Origin of the sequence: Marinobacterium jannaschii DSM 6295 (assembly GCF_000620085.1) — a bacterium.
GTDB lineage: Bacteria > Pseudomonadota > Gammaproteobacteria > Pseudomonadales > Balneatricaceae > Pontibacterium > Pontibacterium jannaschii.
In genome coordinates, this window is the sequence record NZ_JHVJ01000007.1 from 164,773 (window position 1) to 182,816 (window position 18,044).

Annotated in this window: 15 protein-coding genes; 4 read left to right on the forward strand and 11 right to left on the reverse strand. The window is 53.3% G+C overall.

The features are described from left to right. Positions 1-4: 4 nt before the first annotated feature. The 7 genes from nqrF to Q354_RS0107140 form a co-directional block, all read right to left on the reverse strand. Complete coding sequence (nqrF, locus tag Q354_RS0107110; RefSeq protein ID WP_027857000.1) at positions 5-1,234, reverse strand: NADH:ubiquinone reductase (Na(+)-transporting) subunit F; 1,230 nt, start codon at positions 1,232-1,234, stop codon at positions 5-7. 38 nt (positions 1,235-1,272) lie between these two features. Continuing rightward, positions 1,273-1,881, reverse strand: coding sequence for an NADH:ubiquinone reductase (Na(+)-transporting) subunit E (gene nqrE, locus Q354_RS0107115; protein ID WP_027857001.1), 609 nt, complete (start codon positions 1,879-1,881; stop codon positions 1,273-1,275). Between the two features lie 3 nt (positions 1,882-1,884). Then, a complete protein-coding gene (locus tag Q354_RS0107120; protein WP_027857002.1) occupies positions 1,885-2,544 on the reverse strand; it encodes an NADH:ubiquinone reductase (Na(+)-transporting) subunit D in 660 nt (219 codons plus the stop codon). 3 nt (positions 2,545-2,547) lie between these two features. Then, positions 2,548-3,327 carry a Na(+)-translocating NADH-quinone reductase subunit C gene (locus Q354_RS0107125; RefSeq protein WP_027857003.1) on the reverse strand — a complete coding sequence of 260 codons (780 nt, stop codon included), beginning with the start codon at positions 3,325-3,327 and terminating at the stop codon, positions 2,548-2,550. Beyond that, positions 3,317-4,525 (reverse strand): NADH:ubiquinone reductase (Na(+)-transporting) subunit B, encoded by a 1,209-nt coding sequence (locus Q354_RS0107130; RefSeq protein ID WP_027857004.1) that lies wholly within the window; start codon positions 4,523-4,525, stop codon positions 3,317-3,319. Before Q354_RS0107130 ends, Q354_RS0107125 begins: the two co-directional genes overlap by 11 nt. A gap of 4 nt (positions 4,526-4,529) precedes the next feature. Continuing rightward, entirely contained in the window at positions 4,530-5,870 is a 1,341-nt protein-coding gene (locus Q354_RS0107135) for a Na(+)-translocating NADH-quinone reductase subunit A (RefSeq protein ID WP_027857005.1), read from the reverse strand. Between the two features lie 311 nt (positions 5,871-6,181). Then, positions 6,182-7,615, reverse strand: coding sequence for a glyceraldehyde-3-phosphate dehydrogenase (locus Q354_RS0107140; protein ID WP_027857006.1), 1,434 nt, complete (start codon positions 7,613-7,615; stop codon positions 6,182-6,184). 180 nt (positions 7,616-7,795) lie between these two features. On the opposite strand from Q354_RS0107140, the gene mfd reads away from it, so the two are divergent. Continuing rightward, the gene (gene mfd, locus Q354_RS0107145) at positions 7,796-11,242 is read left to right on the forward strand and encodes a transcription-repair coupling factor (RefSeq protein ID WP_027857007.1); all 3,447 of its coding nucleotides are present in this window, start codon (positions 7,796-7,798) and stop codon (positions 11,240-11,242) included. A gap of 2 nt (positions 11,243-11,244) precedes the next feature. Beyond that, on the forward strand, positions 11,245-12,003 hold the full coding sequence (locus Q354_RS0107150; RefSeq protein WP_027857008.1) for a CsiV family protein: 759 nt from the start codon (positions 11,245-11,247) through the stop codon (positions 12,001-12,003). 110 nt (positions 12,004-12,113) lie between these two features. Here the strand turns inward: Q354_RS0107150 and nagZ are convergent, their stop codons facing one another. From nagZ to sohB, 4 genes are all read right to left on the reverse strand, one after another. Continuing rightward, a complete protein-coding gene (gene nagZ, locus Q354_RS0107155) occupies positions 12,114-13,124 on the reverse strand; it encodes a beta-N-acetylhexosaminidase (RefSeq protein ID WP_027857009.1) in 1,011 nt (336 codons plus the stop codon). 3 nt (positions 13,125-13,127) lie between these two features. Then, the gene (locus tag Q354_RS0107160) at positions 13,128-13,622 is read right to left on the reverse strand and encodes a L,D-transpeptidase (protein ID WP_211252225.1); all 495 of its coding nucleotides are present in this window, start codon (positions 13,620-13,622) and stop codon (positions 13,128-13,130) included. Further along, positions 13,622-14,335 (reverse strand): TetR/AcrR family transcriptional regulator, encoded by a 714-nt coding sequence (locus tag Q354_RS0107165; protein WP_245601004.1) that lies wholly within the window; start codon positions 14,333-14,335, stop codon positions 13,622-13,624. Before Q354_RS0107165 ends, Q354_RS0107160 begins: the two co-directional genes overlap by 1 nt. A 185-nt stretch (positions 14,336-14,520) precedes the next feature. Continuing rightward, positions 14,521-15,576: a protease SohB gene (sohB, locus tag Q354_RS0107170; protein ID WP_027857012.1), complete on the reverse strand. Its 1,056-nt coding sequence runs from the start codon at positions 15,574-15,576 to the stop codon at positions 14,521-14,523. Between the two features lie 95 nt (positions 15,577-15,671). On the opposite strand from sohB, the gene Q354_RS0107175 reads away from it, so the two are divergent. Both Q354_RS0107175 and nhaB read left to right on the forward strand, forming a co-directional pair. Next, positions 15,672-16,007 (forward strand): SCP2 sterol-binding domain-containing protein, encoded by a 336-nt coding sequence (locus tag Q354_RS0107175; protein ID WP_027857013.1) that lies wholly within the window; start codon positions 15,672-15,674, stop codon positions 16,005-16,007. A 445-nt stretch (positions 16,008-16,452) separates the two neighbouring features. Further along, positions 16,453-17,958, forward strand: coding sequence for a sodium/proton antiporter NhaB (nhaB, locus tag Q354_RS0107180; protein WP_027857014.1), 1,506 nt, complete (start codon positions 16,453-16,455; stop codon positions 17,956-17,958). The last annotated feature ends 86 nt before the right edge of the window (positions 17,959-18,044 follow it).

Here is an 18,044-nt window from a genome sequence, read left to right on the forward strand (position 1 = left end):
GTGATTAGCCACCAAAGTCGTCGAGGAAGATATTCTCACGCTCAACGCCCAGATCCAGCAACATCTGGATCACAGCAGCATTCATCATTGGAGGCCCACACATGTAGTACTCGCAGTCCTCAGGCGCTTCATGCTCCTTCAGATAGTTTTCATACAGTACATTGTGGATAAAGCCCGTCATGCCATCCCAGTTATCTTCCGGCTGCGGGTCTGACAATGCCAGATGCCACTGGAAGTTAGGGTTTTCAGCCTGTAGCTGGTCGTACTCTTCACCGTAGAATGCCTCGCGCATAGAGCGGGCACCGTACCAGAACGAGATCTTACGCTTGGAATTCAGACGCTTCAGCTGGTCAAAGATATGGGAGCGCATTGGCGCCATACCTGCACCACCACCAATGAATACCATCTCATTGTCAGTTTCTTTAGCGAAGAACTCACCAAACGGTCCGTATACAGTGATCTTGTCACCCGGCTTCAGGCCGAAGACATAGGAGGACATCTTACCCGGCGGAATACCCTGGCTGCCCGGAGGCGGAGAAGCGATACGGATGTTGAATTTAACAACACCACGCTCTTCAGGGTAGTTCGCCATGGAGTACGCACGGATTACGGTCTCATCAACCTTGGAAACATTGTCCCAAACGTTAAAGCGATCCCAGTCTTCGCGGTACTCTTCCTGGATATCGAAATCCTTGTAGTCCGCAACATGCGGTGGCGCTTCCAGCTGCACATAACCGCCAGCACGGAAGTCTACGTTCTCGCCTTCAGGCAGACGCAGAGTCAGCTCCTTGATGAAAGTAGCAACGTTCGGGTTAGACTCAACCGTACACTCCCACTTCTTAACACCAAAGATCTCTTCTTCCAGCTCGACTGTCATATCCTGCTTTACAGCAACCTGACAAGACAGGCGCCAGCCGTCTTTTGCTTCACGCATAGTGAAGTGAGACTCTTCAGTCGGCAGCATAGAGCCACCGCCATCCAGCACCTGACACTTACACTGTGCACAGGTACCACCACCACCACAAGCGGAAGGTACGAAGATACCCGCGCCTGCCAGCGTCTGCAGCAGCTTACCACCTGCCGGCACAGTAACGCTTTTCTCCGGATCGTCATTGATGTTGATATGAACATCACCGGAGCTTACCAGTTTTGAACGGGCTGCCAGGATTACCGCGACCAGTGCAAGCACCACCACGGTAAACATAACAACACCGAGAATGATTTCAGCATTCATTGGCTTGTTCCATCCTTCTTGTTATCGCGCAACTGCTGTTACAGCTGTACACCGGAGAATGACATGAAGCCCAGGGACATCAGACCAACAGTAACGAAGGTAATGCCCAGGCCACGCAGACCCGCAGGTACGTCGCTGTATTTCAGTTTTTCACGGATACCCGCCAGCGCAGTGATAGCCAGAGCCCAGCCAACACCAGCGCCAACACCATAAACCACAGACTCACCGAAGGTGTAGTCACGCTCTACCATGAACAGAGCAGCACCCATAATGGCGCAGTTTACGGTGATCAGCGGCAGGAATACGCCCAGTGCGTTGTACAGTGCAGGAACGTACTTATCGAGGAACATTTCCAGGATCTGTACGATCGCCGCGATAACGCCGATGTATGAGATATAGCCCAGGAAGCTCAGATCCACATCCGGGTAACCGGCCCACGCCAGTGCGCCTTCACGCAGCAGGTGGTTGAAGATCAGGTTGTTTACCGGCGTAGTGATCGCCAGAACAACGATAACGGCAATACCCAGACCCAGGGCTGTCTGTACCTTCTTGGAGATCGCCAGGAATGTACACATCCCCAGGAAGAAGGCCAGCGCCATGTTCTCTACGAAAATCGCCTTAACAGCAAGACTGATATACTGTTCCATAGCTTACGCAGCCTCCTTCTTGGAGTTAGAAGCCAGCTCAAACTCTGGTTTCTCGACCTGAGACTTATCCCAGGTACGGATGATCCAGATGAACATACCGATCAGGAAGAATGCGCTCGGTGGCAACAGCAGCAGACCGTTTGGCTGGTACCAGCCGCCATTTGTGATCAGCGGCAGGATTTCAACACCAAACAGGCTACCTGCGCCGAACAGCTCACGGAAGAAGCCGACGAACAACAGGACCGCACCGTAACCCAGACCGTTACCCAGGCCATCAAAGAAGCTGACTCCTGGCGGGTTTTGCATTGCAAACGCTTCTGCACGACCCATAACGATACAGTTGGTGATGATCAGGCCGACGAATACCGACAGCTGCTTAGATACATCGTAAGCGTACGCCTTCAGGATCTGGTCAACCACGATTACCAGAGAGGCAATAATCGTCATCTGACAGATGATACGGATATTGCTTGGAATGTGGTTACGGATCAGGGATACGAACAGGTTGGAGAATGCCGTTACCGCCATTACCGCCAACGTCATAACCAACGCTGTGTTCAGGTTGGAGGTAACCGCCAGTGCCGAACATACACCCAGAATCTGCAAAGCGATCGGGTTGTTCTTGGCAATTGGGTTTACCAGAATGTCTTTAGTAGCGGACATGGATTAAGCCCCCCCTGCTTTCAGGTTAGCCAGGAACGGCGCATAGCCGTTTTTACCCATCCAGAACTGCACCAGATTAGTCACACCGACACTGGTCAGCGTGGCACCGGACAGACCGTCGATCTGGTGCTCGGCACCCGGTACCGCAGGATCAACAGATCCCTTGATCAGACCGATAGCCGGCTCCACAGAACCTTCCTGATACACCTTCTTGCCAGGCCACAAGGCCTTCCAGGATGGGTTGTCAACTTCGCCACCCAGACCCGGAGTTTCAGCATGGGAGTAGAAACCCAGGCCGACAACGGTATTCAGGTCACCTTCCAAGGCCAGGAAGCCGTACAGGGTAGACCAGAGACCGTAACCGTGAACAGGCAGGATCACCTTATCAACAGACTCGCCCTGCTGAACCAGGTATACAGGCATGATCTTGGCCTGATACTTGATAGACGCAATGTCCATCTCCTTGCTCAGGGATACGCCCTGCTGAGGGTCCTTCGCGGCCTTACGGGCGTCGTACTTAGCCGGAACTTCAGCCGTGTACTTACCGGAGCGCAGATCAACGTACTTAGTCGTGATCTGGCTGTCGAACAGCTCACTGACATCCTTGCCCTGGTAATCGATACCAGCAGCCGCAAGGATGTTGGACTTACGGTCAAGCTCCTTGTTCGCCACCTGCTGTGGCTTCAGCAGAACTGCTGCAGCGGATACTACGACGGAGCAGATCACACACAGCAGAACTGTGACGGTAATGGTTTTACCGATAGTGTCGTTATTAGCTGACATCGCGTGCCATCCTCCGTTTGATATTTGCCTGCACAACAAAGTTGTCGATCAGCGGTGCAAACAGGTTAGCGAACAGGATCGCCAACATCATACCCTCAGGGAATGCCGGGTTAACCACACGGATAAGCACCACCATCACACCGATCAGAGCACCGAAGTACCACTTACCTTTATTAGTCATGGAAGCGGATACCGGATCGGTTGCCATAAAGAACATACCGAAGGCAAAACCACCCAGAACCAAGTGCCAGTAGAACGGCAGGCCAAACATCGGATTGGTGTCAGAGCCGATAATATTGAACAGAGTGGAAGTCGCCACCATGCCCAGGAATACACCGGCAACGATACGCCACGCAGCAACCTTGGCAATCAGCAGTACGGCACCACCCAGCGCAATCGCCAGTGTCGATACCTCACCCACAGAACCCTGAATTGTGCCGACGAAAGCGTCGAACCAGGTCACGTTCTGAGCCAGGATTGCATCAACACCACCTGCAGCAGCCAGACCCAGCGGCGTCGCGCCGGAGAAGCCGTCAACAGCGGTCCAGATCGCATCACCGGACATCTGCGCAGGATACGCGAAGAACAGGAATGCACGGCCAGTCAGCGCAGGGTTCAGGAAGTTCTTACCTGTACCACCAAACACTTCCTTACCGATGACCACACCAAAGCTGATACCCAGGGCTACCTGCCACAGCGGAACTGTAGGCGGCAGAATCAGCGCGAACAGCACGGACGTTACGAAGAAACCTTCGTTAACCTCGTGACCACGCTTCATCGCGAACAGCACTTCCCAGAAACCACCCACTACAAAGGTAACAATGTAGACCGGCAGCCAGTAAGCAGCACCGTGAATGATGTTGTCCCATAGAGAGTTAGGATCAAAGCTGGTCAGTGCACCCGCAATAGCACCCTGCCAGGTAGACGCTTCGGTCAGACCCAGAGAAGCCATTGCAGTGTTCGCCTGCAGACCAACATTGTACATACCGAAGAAGATCGCCGGGAATGTACACATCCAGACCAGAATCATCATACGCTTCAGGTCAACCGCATCACGCACGTGTGCAGCCGCCTTGGTTACATGACCCGGAGTATAGAAAATGGTATCGGCCGCTTCATACAGCGCATACCAGTTTTCGTATTTACCGCCCTTATGGAAGTGCGGCTCCATTTTATCGAGTACGTTTCTCAGGCTCATCGAATCAGGTCTCCTTCTCGATACGCGTCAGGTTATCGCGGAGGATTGGGCCATATTCATACTTACCCGGGCAGGCAAAGGTACACAGCGCCAGGTCTTCTTCGTCCAGCTCAAGACAGCCAAGCTGCATCGCAGACACGATATCGCCCGTAACCAGCGCACGCAGCAACTGAGTTGGCAGGATATCCATCGGCATCAGCTCTTCAAACTGACCAACCGGCACCATGGCGCGCTCGGAACCATTGGTGGTGGTAGTGAAGTCGAATTTTTTGCCCTTACTCAGGAAGGAGCTGAATACATTCAGTACGGAGAACTTCTCGGCACCAGGTACAACCCAGCCCATGAATTCACGCTGATCGCCTTCAAGCAGCACAGAAACCTGACTGGCATAACGACCCAGATATGCAAAAGGACCGTTTGCCTTGCGGCCATTCCAGACGGAACCGCTGATAACGCGGTTATTACCCGCCTCCAGACGACCTTCGGCCAGATCCACCAGGTTTGCGCCGATACGGGTACGCAACAAGGTTGGATTCTTAACCCGAGGACCGCCCAGCGCCACTACACGATCGGTAAATACTTTACCGGTCGTGAACAGGTAGCCAAATGCGATCACATCCTGATAACCGATGGTCCAGGCGACCTTTTGCTGAGAAGCAGGGTCCAGGAAGTGGATATGCGTTCCGGCATTACCTGCCGGGTGCTTACCTTCGAACTCTTCGACAGTAACACCGTCGGTCGTCGGCACATTGGCACCAGCAGCCTTGCACAGGAAGACATTTTTATCAGCCAGCCTACCCAGCAGCTTAAGACCATTAACGAACGCTTCAGCGTGCTCATTAATGAAGACTTCAGGATTTGCACACAGCGGATTTGTATCGATTGCAGTAACGAATACAGAACGCGGTGCACTACCCGGCTGTGGTACACGGCTGAATGGACGCGTACGCAGCGCAGTCCACATACCGGATTCAACAAGATTCTCCTGAATCTGTTCCCGGCTCAGCCCGTCCAGGGCAGCGGCATCATATTTGTTAAATTCGATCGCTTCTTCGTTATCATCCAGCTCGATAACAACAGACTGCAGTACGCGACGTTCGCCTCGGTTTATCTCCTTGACGACACCCGCACCCGGCGCGGTGAACTTAACACCTTCAGTTTTTTTATCGGTAAAGATCAATTGACCGAGTTTTACCCGGTCTCCCACCTTGACGGCCATGGTAGGTTTCATACCTACGTAGTCAGGACCAATCACGGCGACGGTGCTGACATCCGGTGTTGCAGTTACTGACTGCTCCGGAGCGCCCGTTATCGGTAGATCCAGACCCTTGTTGATCTTGATCATACGCCTCACCCAATCACGATTAATTTTTTTAGGTTTACCCAGACACCATGACCAGCCCGACTGTCCCCGGTCCGCAACTCGACACAGCATTAACGTCTGCAGTAATTAACCCCACCCAAAAATCCGAGTAAGTATACCTGAGCGGAAACCTTGTTTTCTACAAACCCCTTTTTTAATCAGCAACTTTCCGCTGAATTAGTGACCAAACACGATAGAACTTTATTAAATATGCTTATTCCTTTAAGGAATATTAAACTTTAAGCAAAAAAAACCACCCGGACAGGGTGGTTTTCATTCAGCTTAAGTCGCGATCAGCCTTCCAGCGGGTATGCCGGCAGCGTGCACTTAGCCATTTTCTGAATCATGCGGATTACCTGGCAGCTGTAACCGAATTCATTGTCGTACCATACGTACAGTACGCAACGCTTGCCGTTGGCAATTGTCGCCAGGGAATCAACAACACCCGCCGCACGGGAACCAACGAAGTCACTGGAAACCGCTTCAGGCGAGTTGCTGTAATCGATCTGCTTCTGCAGAGGAGAATGCAACGCCGCGTCACGCAGGTAGTCGTTCAGATCTTCTTTGGTTGCTTCGCTGCTCAGGTTCAGGTTCAGGATCGCCATAGATACGTTTGGCGTCGGAACACGAATAGCGTTACCAGTCAGCTTGCCTTCCATTTCAGGCAGAGCCTTGGAGACAGCTTTAGCAGCACCGGTTTCAGTCAGAACCATGTTCAGGCCAGCCGCACGGCCACGACGATCACCTTTGTGATAGTTATCAATCAGGTTCTGGTCGTTGGTGTAAGCATGAACAGTCTCGACGTGACCGTTCTCAACACCGAACTTATCGCTCAGCGCTTTCAGCACCGGAGTGATAGCGTTCGTGGTGCAGGAAGCAGCAGACAGGATATGATCTTCATCAGTGATATCGCTGTCGTTAACACCCATTACGATGTTCTTGATGCCTTTACCCGGCGCCGTCAGGACAACGCGGGAAACGCCGGTCGCACGCAGGTGCAGAGCCAGGCCATCAGCATCACGCCATTTACCGGTGTTATCAACAACGATTGCGTTGCTGATACCGTACTGGGTGTAGTCGATAGTGTCAGGAGAGTCAGCAAAGATCACTTTGATCATGTTGCCGTTAGCGATGATCGCCTGGTTCTCTTCATCAACCTGAATGGTGCCTTTAAAGGAACCATGAACGGAGTCACGACGCAGCAGGCTGGCACGTTTTTCCAGATCGTTGTCAGCACGACCTTTACGTACCACGATGGCACGCAGACGCAGTGCCTGACCACCACCTGCGCGCTCGATCAGCAGGCGAGCCAGCAGACGTCCGATACGACCGAAGCCGTACAGTACAACATCAGTACCCTGACGGTCTTCGTTGCCGATAGCATCTTTCAGTTCTTCACGCAGGAAGGCTTCCAGATCCTGGCCGTTTGCTTCTTTGCGGAATTTAACCGCCAGCTTACCAACGTCCAGATGTACATTTTTAACATCCATGCTGGCTACAGTATCCAGGATTGGATAAGTATCCAGTACAGATAGCTCTTCGCCTTCAACCTGACGGGCAAAGCGATGCGCTTTCAGGATATCAATCACAGAACGCTTCATGATCAGGCGACCGAATACAGAAGATTCGATATTACGGTCACGGTAGAGGCCACCGATCATCGGCACCATCTGTTCTGCTTTTTCTTCGCGCGCTTTCCAGTCGACGAAAACTTGTTCTTGGCTCACAGGTAACTCCAAATTTGTCAACGCTCAATTTTGGCTGGGCGCATTATCCCCTTTTCCACTGCCTTCGGCAAATCAGCCGTCATAGTCTTTTGGTAGGAAACCCTGACTGCGGTGCGTTTTCGTATTTCAGGCGGTAAACTATGCCGCCTTGCATAACCGTATTGGTTCTATTTTGGAGAGATGCGCGTGATCACACTGGAGTATCCGCTACCTGGCGGCGCTGGCGATATTAAACGGATCGGACAGGTAGAGGGCGCCGCACGCGGCTTACTGGCCAGTGATGCTGCACGGCGTTTCTCCGGCCTGACGCTGGTGATTACCAACGACAGCGACGAGGCGGAAAGACTGCATCAGGAGATCCGTTTCTTTGCGGGCAGGGATCAGGAGATATTGCGCTTCCCGGACTGGGAAACCCTGCCCTATGATAATTTTTCCCCCCATCAGGACATTGTCTCGGACCGGATCACCACACTCAGCCAGTTACCCCAGCTCAAACAGGGCATTCTGGTGCTGCCTTTCAGCACCCTCCTCCACCGCACCGCACCGCCCAGCTTCCTGACCGCCAACAGCCTGATTCTCGATATTGGCCAGACACTTAATATAGACCGTCTCAGAGACAGCCTGAGCGATGCCGGCTATCACGCCGTCGACACCGTACTGGAGCACGGAGAATTCGCTATCCGCGGCGCCATCATCGACATCTTCCCTATGGGCAGCGAGCTACCCTACCGCATAGAGCTGTTTGATGACGAAGTGGAAACGCTGCGCACATTCGACCCGGACAGTCAACGTTCGATCGACAAGATAGATCAGATCAGGGTACTTCCGGCCAAGGAGTTTCCGCTGGATAAAAGCAGCATCAGTGGCTTCAAGCTACGCTGGCGCGACCAGTTCGATGTCGATTACCGTCAATGCCCGACCTATCAGGATATCAGCGACGGCATCTCGCCACCGGGTATCGAGTACTACCTGCCGCTGTTTTTCGATCAGTGCGCCACGCTTTTCGATTACCTGCCGGGCAATACCCAGATTATTGTCGACCGCCAACTGGAAGAGCACTGCAAACGATTCTGGCAGGATGTCGAGGAGCGCTATGAACAGCGCCGCTATGACATCACGCATCCGATCCTGCAGCCCAGACAGATGTTCCTGCCGATTGACGAGCTGTTCTCCTGCCTGAAACGTCACGGCCGCCTGGTGATGCAACCTGACACACAGGAACAGGCAGCCGGCTGCGATAACCTGCCCTGCACTCCGCCGCCGGAGCTGACGGTCGACGCCCGCTCCGCCGAACCCCTGTCACTGCTGAAAAACTATCTCGGTGACAGCAACTGTCCGACGCTTATCTGTGCTGAATCAGCCGGTCGGCGCGAAGCCCTGCTCGAACTGCTGGGCCGCTCGGACATCAAGCCGGCTGAAGCTAAAAGCTGGCAGACCTTCCTCGATACTCAGCCAGAGCTGGCCATTACCGTAGCGCCACTCGAGCGCGGTATACACAGCCCGGACAAACTGCGACTGATCACCGAAACCCAGCTTTTCGGCCACCAGGTATTTCAGCGCCGGCGGCGCTCAAGGGAGCAGGAGAGCGCCGACCAGGTCGTCAAAAACCTCAGCGAACTGGAGATCGGCGCACCGGTAGTGCATATCGACCATGGTGTCGGACGCTATCTGGGCCTGGAGGTCATCGACCTTGAAGGCCAGAGCAATGAATTCCTGATGCTCGAGTATGCCGGCAACGCCAGGCTCTACGTCCCGGTTGCCAGCCTGCACCTGATCAGCCGCTATAGCGGTGCCAGCGATGAAACTGCTCCGCTGCATAAGCTGGGCAATGAAAACTGGGCCAAAGCGAAACGCAAGGCGGCCGAAAAAGCCCGCGATGCCGCCGCTGAACTACTCGATATCTATGCCCGCCGGGCAGCACGGAGCGGCTTCCGCTTCGAACAACCGGATGATCACTACCGCCTGTTTGCCGCCGACTTCCCATTTGAAGAAACTCCGGACCAGGCCACAGCGATCGACGCCGTTATCCGGGATATGACTGCCAGCCAGCCAATGGACAGACTGGTATGTGGTGACGTGGGTTTCGGTAAAACTGAAGTCGCGATGCGCGCTGCCTTTATTGCGGTGCAGAGCAACAAACAGGTCGCTATTCTGGTGCCAACCACCCTGCTTGCCCAGCAACACTATGAAAACTTCCGCGATCGCTTTGCCGACTGGCCGGTCAACGTCGAGCTGATCTCCCGCTTCCGCAGCGGCAAGCAGCAAAGCAGCACTATCAGCAAGCTTGAGAGTGGTAACGCCGATATCGTGGTCGGCACCCACAAGTTACTGCAAAGCGATATTAGCTTTAACAATCTCGGCCTGCTGATCATCGACGAAGAGCACCGCTTCGGGGTACAGCAGAAAGAACGCCTTAAATCCCTGCGCGCCGAGGTCGACATCCTGACCATGACGGCAACGCCGATACCACGAACCCTGAATATGGCGATGTCCGGCATGCGTGACCTGTCGATCATCGCCACACCACCGGCCCGCCGCCTGTCGGTGAAAACCTTCGTACGCCAGCACGACAATCCGACCGTCAAAGAAGCGATCCTGCGCGAACTGCTCCGCGGCGGCCAGGTCTACTACCTGCATAATGAAGTCAAAACGATCGACAAAGTGGCTGCTGAACTTGCCAACCTGGTACCGGAAGCCCGCATCGGCGTAGGCCATGGCCAGATGCGGGAACGCGAGCTGGAACAGGTAATGTCAGACTTCTATCATAAACGCCATAATGTGCTGGTCTGCACCACTATCATCGAAACCGGAATCGATGTTCCAAATGCCAACACCATTATAATCGACCGCGCTGATAAATTCGGGCTGGCACAACTGCACCAGCTACGCGGCCGGGTGGGACGCTCCCACCATCAGGCTTATGCTTACCTGATGACACCCCACAAGAAAGCTATGACCAGCGATGCCAGCAAGCGCCTTGAGGCGATCAGCGCCGCCCACGACCTAGGCGCAGGCTTTACACTGGCGACTCATGACCTGGAGATTCGCGGTGCCGGTGAGCTACTGGGCGAAGAACAGAGCGGCCAGATGCAAACCGTCGGCTTTACACTGTTTATGGAGATGCTCGAACAGTCGGTGGAAGCCATTAAAGAGGGCAAAACCCCGAACCTCGACCAGCCACTGAAACATGGCCCGGAGATCAACCTGCATATTGCCGCACTGATCCCTGACGACTACCTGCCGGATGTCCATAACCGCCTGATGATGTACAAGCGGATCGCCAATGCCAAGAGCGAAACTTCACTCAAAGAACTGCAGGTGGAGATGATTGATCGCTTTGGCCTGCTGCCGGCCAGCACACAAAATCTGTTCCGACTGACTAAACTGAAGCTTAAGGCCGAGCAGATTGGCATCGCAAAACTCGATGCCGCCGACAAAGGTGGTCGACTGGACTTTACGTCAGAGCCAAATGTAAATCCTTTGACGCTGGTGAAAATGGTTCAAAATCAACCACAAATCTATAAACTGGAAGGCGCCGACCGACTCCGCTTCTCTTTGCAGATGGATTCTGCGGACAAACGATTTAACACAATAGAAAAACTGCTTGGCGAATTAGCGGTCAAATAATCATGATTAGACTAGCGTTATTTCTTACAGCCCTGCTCTCATCAGGCATCAGTCTGAACCTGCAGGCAGCGGAAGCCCCATGGTATCAGGTTGAAGTACTGATCTTCGCGAACGAAGACCCTTCGGTGCTTGATGATGAGTTCTGGCCCACCGAGTTAAGCGTGCCTGATTCTCCGAAATCAATCAGCTTAAAAACCCCCACTACAACCGCCCAGTCCTTTTCGGCATTCGAACGCCTGCCAAGCAGCGCCTTACTTTTTAACAATGAAAAACAGCGCATCGGTCGCTATGACAGTTTCCGGGTTCTCTTTCATGCTGGCTGGCTACAGCCGGTAACCTCTGAAAGGTATGCCCGGCAGATACATATAAAATCCGGCGATATCCTTGATAACGGAATGTACGAGCTGGAAGGCTATATTTCGATCGACAAGGGTCGCTATCTCCATTTCCGGCCAGATCTCTACCACAGCCGCCACTTGAGCCCGTCTGAGGCAGAAGTACTGCAACACGCGGAAGAGCAACCCCCGCAGCAGTTTACCGCTCTGAATACAGAAGAAACGCCGCAGCCCCAGGAAGTCTCGACACCGAGCGCAGAGATACCCGGCATCACCAGTCAGGTATCCCCCTTCTCAAGCGAGTTCCTGACCGTCAACATGAACCAGGGACGACGTATGCGCTCGAAGGAGATTCACTACCTTGACCATCCACTGATGGGAATCCTGGTATTAATGATCCCTATCTCTGAAGCTAAAGTGCAGTAACCCCAGACCACCTCCTGCTGAAGCTACAGGCCCGATGCAGATGGCACCCGGGCTTGTAGCGAGTCACCATACCCCCGCCCTTATAAGACTAAACAGGACTGAAGATCTTGCTAGAGGGAATCGGCGATTAACATCGCCGCCAGCTGCCGACTTCGATCCAGGCGCTGATGATCCGGCGTGTTCGGCTGCCCACGCATAGCCGCAAGCCGGGAACTTGGCTCAATATTGTTTTGCTGCAGGTATTCCAGCACCTCGACCGCCCCCTCCCGGTTATTGCAGGGTAGCAGCGCATCACATCCAGCTTTTATTGCCGCTTCGGCACGCTCAGCATAACCGCCCACCACCCGCGCTGCCTTCATCGTAAGGTCATCGCTAAAGATCACCCCCTCAAATGACAAACGCTGCCGGAGTATCTGCTGCAACCAGTATGATGAGAATCCGGCCGGCATTGGGTCACATGCACGGTAGACCACATGGGCAGGCATAACAGCAGCCAGCCCCTGCGCCACCAGCGCCCTGAATGGCACCAGATCACGCTGCCAGATCTCATCAAACGTGCGTAGATCAACCGCCTCAGCCAGATGGCTATCGGTATCAGCCCATCCATGCCCAGGAAAATGCTTACCCGTTGCCTGAAGCCCGGCATCGCTCATGCCGGACATTATGGCTGCAGCTAACGTTGCAACCATAGCGGCATCGTCACCGAATGCACGATCGCCAATCACAGTATTGCGCCCCAGATCCAGATCCAGCACCGGAGCAAAGCTCAGATCCACGCCCAGCTGACCAAGCTCAGACGCTATCAGATAACCAATGTCCGCAGCCGCGATCCGTCCGGCTTCGGCGTCCCTTTGGTAGTACCGCCCCAGCGCAGCCATCGCCGGCAGTCGGGTAACGCCGTTTCTCAGCCGCTGAACCCGCCCCCCTTCCTGATCGATGGCAATGATGATTTCAGGGCGCAATGCGCGAATCTGCCGGGTCAACACACGGAGCTGATCGGCTGATTCAGTGTTTCGGCCAAACAGGATGACACCGCCAATCTGCGGTGCCTGCAATAACTGGACCTCAGCCTGGGTAAGCGAGGTACCATCCAGATCAAGGATCAGGGAAGCGGAATACATAGACTACTCGGTGATATGAACGCTAATACCGGCCTCAACCAGATCAAACAACTCTATCAGATCGTTGTTTCTCATCCGGATGCAACCATGCGAAGCCGGCACACCCATTGGTTCCGAGTCGGGCGTGCCGTGAATATAGATAAATCGCCGCATTGTATCGACTGAGCCAAGCCGGTTAAAGCCGGGCTCACAGCCAGATAACCAGAGGATACGGCTGAGTATCCAGTCTCGTGATGGGAATGCCTGCGCCAGCTCTTCTGAATAGATTTCACCGGTGGCGCGGCGGCCGACAAATACCGAATTAAGCGCTAACCCGGCACCAATCTTCGCCCTGATAATATGCTGCCCGCGAGGCGTACAACCACTGTTCTCCTGCTCACCAACACCATTGGCGGCAGTGGAAACCAGCCAGCTCCGGCAATTTTCATTATTTCGTTGTAAATCCAGTCGCTGATCCTTCACCGACAGATGGAGACTCAATACAGATACAGCACTCATCAGATACGGCAGAAATAGGTTTTTTCCGCACGAGCCTGCAATCCAGCAGCCAGCACAGGCACCATACGGTGCATTACCTGTTCAATCTCAACATCCTTTTCAGATTCCCGCTTCTCCAGCGCTGCGATGGTATGCACATTGGAAAGCGTAAAGGTGATTGATCCCAGCAGGAAATGAATACGCCAGAAAAATTCATCATCTTCCATCATTGCGGAACCATTGCGCATAATCGCGACAAAGGATGTCAGCCGGCCAGCATAACGTTCGATCAAGAAATCACGCAATTCACCCTGGTTCTTCATGTAGGCAAGTTCAAGCAAGCGCATAAATACCGGCAGCGCCTGAATATTGGTTTTATTCACCGCCAGCAACGCCCGCATCAACATCTCCAGCGCCTCTTCGAGGGTTGGTGGCTCATTACTGGTCGCAACATGAGAAACCAGAGCGTTGTCGATATGGTCACACAGGGGCACCAGCAACTTTTCCGCCACCGCCTGAATCAACCCCTTTTTCGAACCAAAGTGGTAGTTGACTGCAGCCAGATTGACGCCCGCAGCGCTGGTAATCTGCCTTACTGTAGTTTCTGTAAATCCTTGTTCAGCAAACAGAACCTCTGCTGCCTCTACTATACTTGCCGAAGTATCCTGCATCGTATCTCCCGAACCGGCGTTTAAAACTGGACGCCGAATCATTATAACCAGATGACCAAACAATGCACCAAACCTTTAACCGCACCACCCTCTTCGCCAGCCATCACAACACCTCGACCTCAGGCGTTCGGATTGCAAAATTCCATGCCCGGCGCGGAAACTATTCCAGCTAAAGAATAGCCCCCAGACACCAGGACTTACTAACCGGCACAAAAAAGCCGGGCTATGCCCGGCTTCTGAGGTAGTGACTACTTCGACGAGTATCGCGTCCTGAATAAACGCGTCGCCCAGCGGGTAGCCACACGATCCCCTGCATCAGCGGTAAAGTCTGCCAGCTTTTCTTGCAGAGATTTCTTCTCTTCGTACCGCACGATAAAGACATCGGCGTCCTCACAGGCCTCTACAAGAAGGTCGTCTGAGGTTGATATCTCATCTACCAGATTATTTTCCACAGCCTGGCGCCCGTACCACACCTCTCCGGTAGCAACCTCTTCAATATTTACCTGAGGCCGGAATTCACCAACGAACTCCTTGAACAGTACATGGGTATCTTCAAGCTCTTCAACAAACTTCTCCCGCCCTTTCTCTGTGTTCTCACCAAACACAGTCATGGTGCGCTTATACTCTCCCGCAGTCAGGATCTCGTAATCCACATCATGCTTTTTCAGCAACCGGTGGAAGTTAGGCAGCTGAGCAACAACACCGATAGACCCCAGTACAGCAAACGGCGCAGCCACCAGGCGGTCAGCAAGACAGGCCATCATGTAACCACCGCTGGCGGCAACCCGGTCCACACAAATCGTCAGCGGAATACCCTTACGCTTGATACGCTCCAGCTGAGATGAGGCCAGCCCATACTGATGAACCATTCCTCCCGGACTCTCCAGGCGCAACACGATCTCGTCATCCTTAGTCGCCATGGTCAGCACGGTTGTGATCTCTTCACGCAACAACTCCACTTCGGATGCACGGATATCGCCATCAAAGTCGAGTACAAACACACGCTTGCGGGTCGGCTCAGCCTGAGGATTCTTCTTTCTCGCTTTCGCTTCGGCCTTGGCCTTTTTCTTTTCCTCTTTATGCAAAGCCTTTAGCTGATCCTTGTCCAGTACAGACTCTTCAAGCGCAGCTCGCATATCCTCCAGCTCTTCATTCAGGCAGGTCACCTCTACATGACCGTCTTTACCGTCTTTCTTTCCTCGTGCTGCAAGCGCTACACTGCCGCCGACCACGATCAGAATCGCCAGTACCACGGTAATGGACTTTGCCAGAAACAATCCGTATTCACTCAAAAACTCAATCACTCAAGGCTCTCCGCAAGGATTCAGGTGTAAACAAAATGCCGGCTAATGTACCATAAACCCCGACACCATTCTTGTTCCGGACCAGTAGTCACTTCATGAGCACACCAGTTACCGTAAATAAAGTTATCGAAAAGCTGCCAGGCCGCTTCATCGCAGAAAATGCAGCGGATATGACTGCAATCTTTCAGTTCCTGATTGAAGATGACAGCAGCTTTTATATAGATATAGCTGATTCCAGCTGTGCAGTTGTCAGTGGTGAGCATATTGACCCGAATATTACGCTCATTACGGACGCTGCAACGGTTATTGACGTAGTCAATGGAGATATCGACGGGATGAGCGCCTTCCTTAAGGGCCGTCTGCGCGCCGAGGGCAATGTATTGCTGGCAACAAAGCTTGGAAAACTATTCTCCAAAGAAAAGCGTGATTAAGCCAACGCCAAGCCTGAGTACAACTAGCGTTGCCTGCCACAGCGGTCCGGCGGACAATCTGAAAGCCCCTGGAGCAACCAGCCCCAGTGAACAGCAGTCGCGATGACTCTCGTGTCAGCCATGCCAGCGGCGGCAGAAAACACCACGCCCGGCCAACACTGAGGCAAAAATCCACTCGCTATTTGTCTACCCAGCCCCCTCCGGTGGTAGCCAGCTGATCAGCCCACAATCTCACCCGAAGAGTAACCTGATACTCCTCTACCCATTCCTGACGGTGGCAGAGAAATACACCATAGATATGCAGCAAAATTTGCCAATTTTACGATTTATGTCACGACTTTAGGCGACATTCTCTCTTTTTCTTTTCCAGGTCAGCTGCTAGGCTATCGGCCGCTTGCGTAACTCAGACATAAAAAAGACTGTTCTGGCATAGGAAGAACAATCGATGACGAATACACTACCTAAGGCATTTGTTCGCAATTTTCTTGGGAACTCGCCCGCTTGGTATAAACAGGCGATTCTGGGATTTTTGATCCTGAATCCAATTTTGCTCTTCACCGCTGGCCCTGTAGTGACCGGCTGGTTGCTGATTTTTGAATTTATCTTCACGCTGGCACTGGCACTGAAATGCTACCCTCTGCAACCAGGCGGATTGCTGGCCATCGAAGCGATCATCATCGGTCTTTCGAGCCCTGAATCCGTTTATCACGAAGTCAATGCCAATCTGGAAGTAATCCTGCTGCTGATGTTCATGGTCGCCGGCATCTACTTCATGAAAAGTATGCTGCTGTGGACCTTTACTAAGATCCTGCTTAAAGTCCGATCTAAGGTCATACTGTCGCTGCTCTTCTCTCTCGCTTCCGCTATTCTTTCTGCGTTCCTGGATGCCCTGACCGTTACAGCCGTACTGATCAGTGTTGCTGTCGGCTTTTATGCGGTATATCACAAAGTCGCCTCGGGTAAGCCCTTTACCTCAAAGAATCACGATCACGCCAACGACGATAATGTAGTAGAAGCCAAGCGCTCAGAGCTGGAAGAGTTTCGCGCCTTCCTGCGCAGCCTGCTGATGCATGGTGCGGTTGGCACGGCCCTGGGTGGCGTATGTACACTGGTGGGCGAGCCACAGAACCTGTTGATTGCACAGAAAGCGGGCTGGGATTTCGTTGAGTTTTTCGTACTGATGGCGCCGATCACCATGCCCGTACTGGCTGCCGGCCTGCTGACCTGCATCCTACTGGAAAAGACCGCCCTCTTTGGGTACGGCTCCCAGCTACCGGAAACCGTACGTAAGATTCTGGAAGACTTCGCTGCGGAAGAAGATGCAAAACGCACCCTGCGGGAAAAGGCAACCCTGCTGGTTCAGGTTGTGGTTGCGATCTTCCTGGTGTTGGCCCTGGCCATGCACCTGGCCTCTGTTGGCCTGATCGGCCTGACAATCATTATCCTGCTGACGGCTTTCAACGGCGTGATTGAAGAACATCAGATTGGCAAAGCGTTCGAAGAAGCGCTGCCATTTACCGCACTGCTGGTGGTTTTCTTCTCGATCGTATCGGTTATCCATGACCAGCACCTGTTCCAGCCGATTATTGCATCCGTACTGGCGATGGATCCGGCGGTCCAGCCTGGTGTTTTCTTTGCCGCAAACGGCCTTTTGTCAGCTATCAGTGACAACGTGTTTGTAGCAACGGTTTACATCAACGAAGTTGTCGACGCTCTCAATGCCGGCGACATCACCCGCGAGCATTTCGAAGCGCTGGCAATCGCGATCAATACCGGTACCAACATACCGAGCGTTGCGACACCAAACGGTCAGGCAGCCTTCCTGTTCCTGCTGACTTCGGCTCTGGCTCCGCTCATCCGCCTGTCATATGGCACTATGGTTTGGATGGCACTGCCTTATACCATCGTGATGAGCAGCGTTGGTTTTTTTGCGGTATATCTGGTGCTGTAAGCACTCTACAGCCCGTTCGACACAATAAAAAAGCAGGCCTCGCTGGCCTGCTTTTTTTACGCCTGAAGATCCCTCTGGCCCCCAGT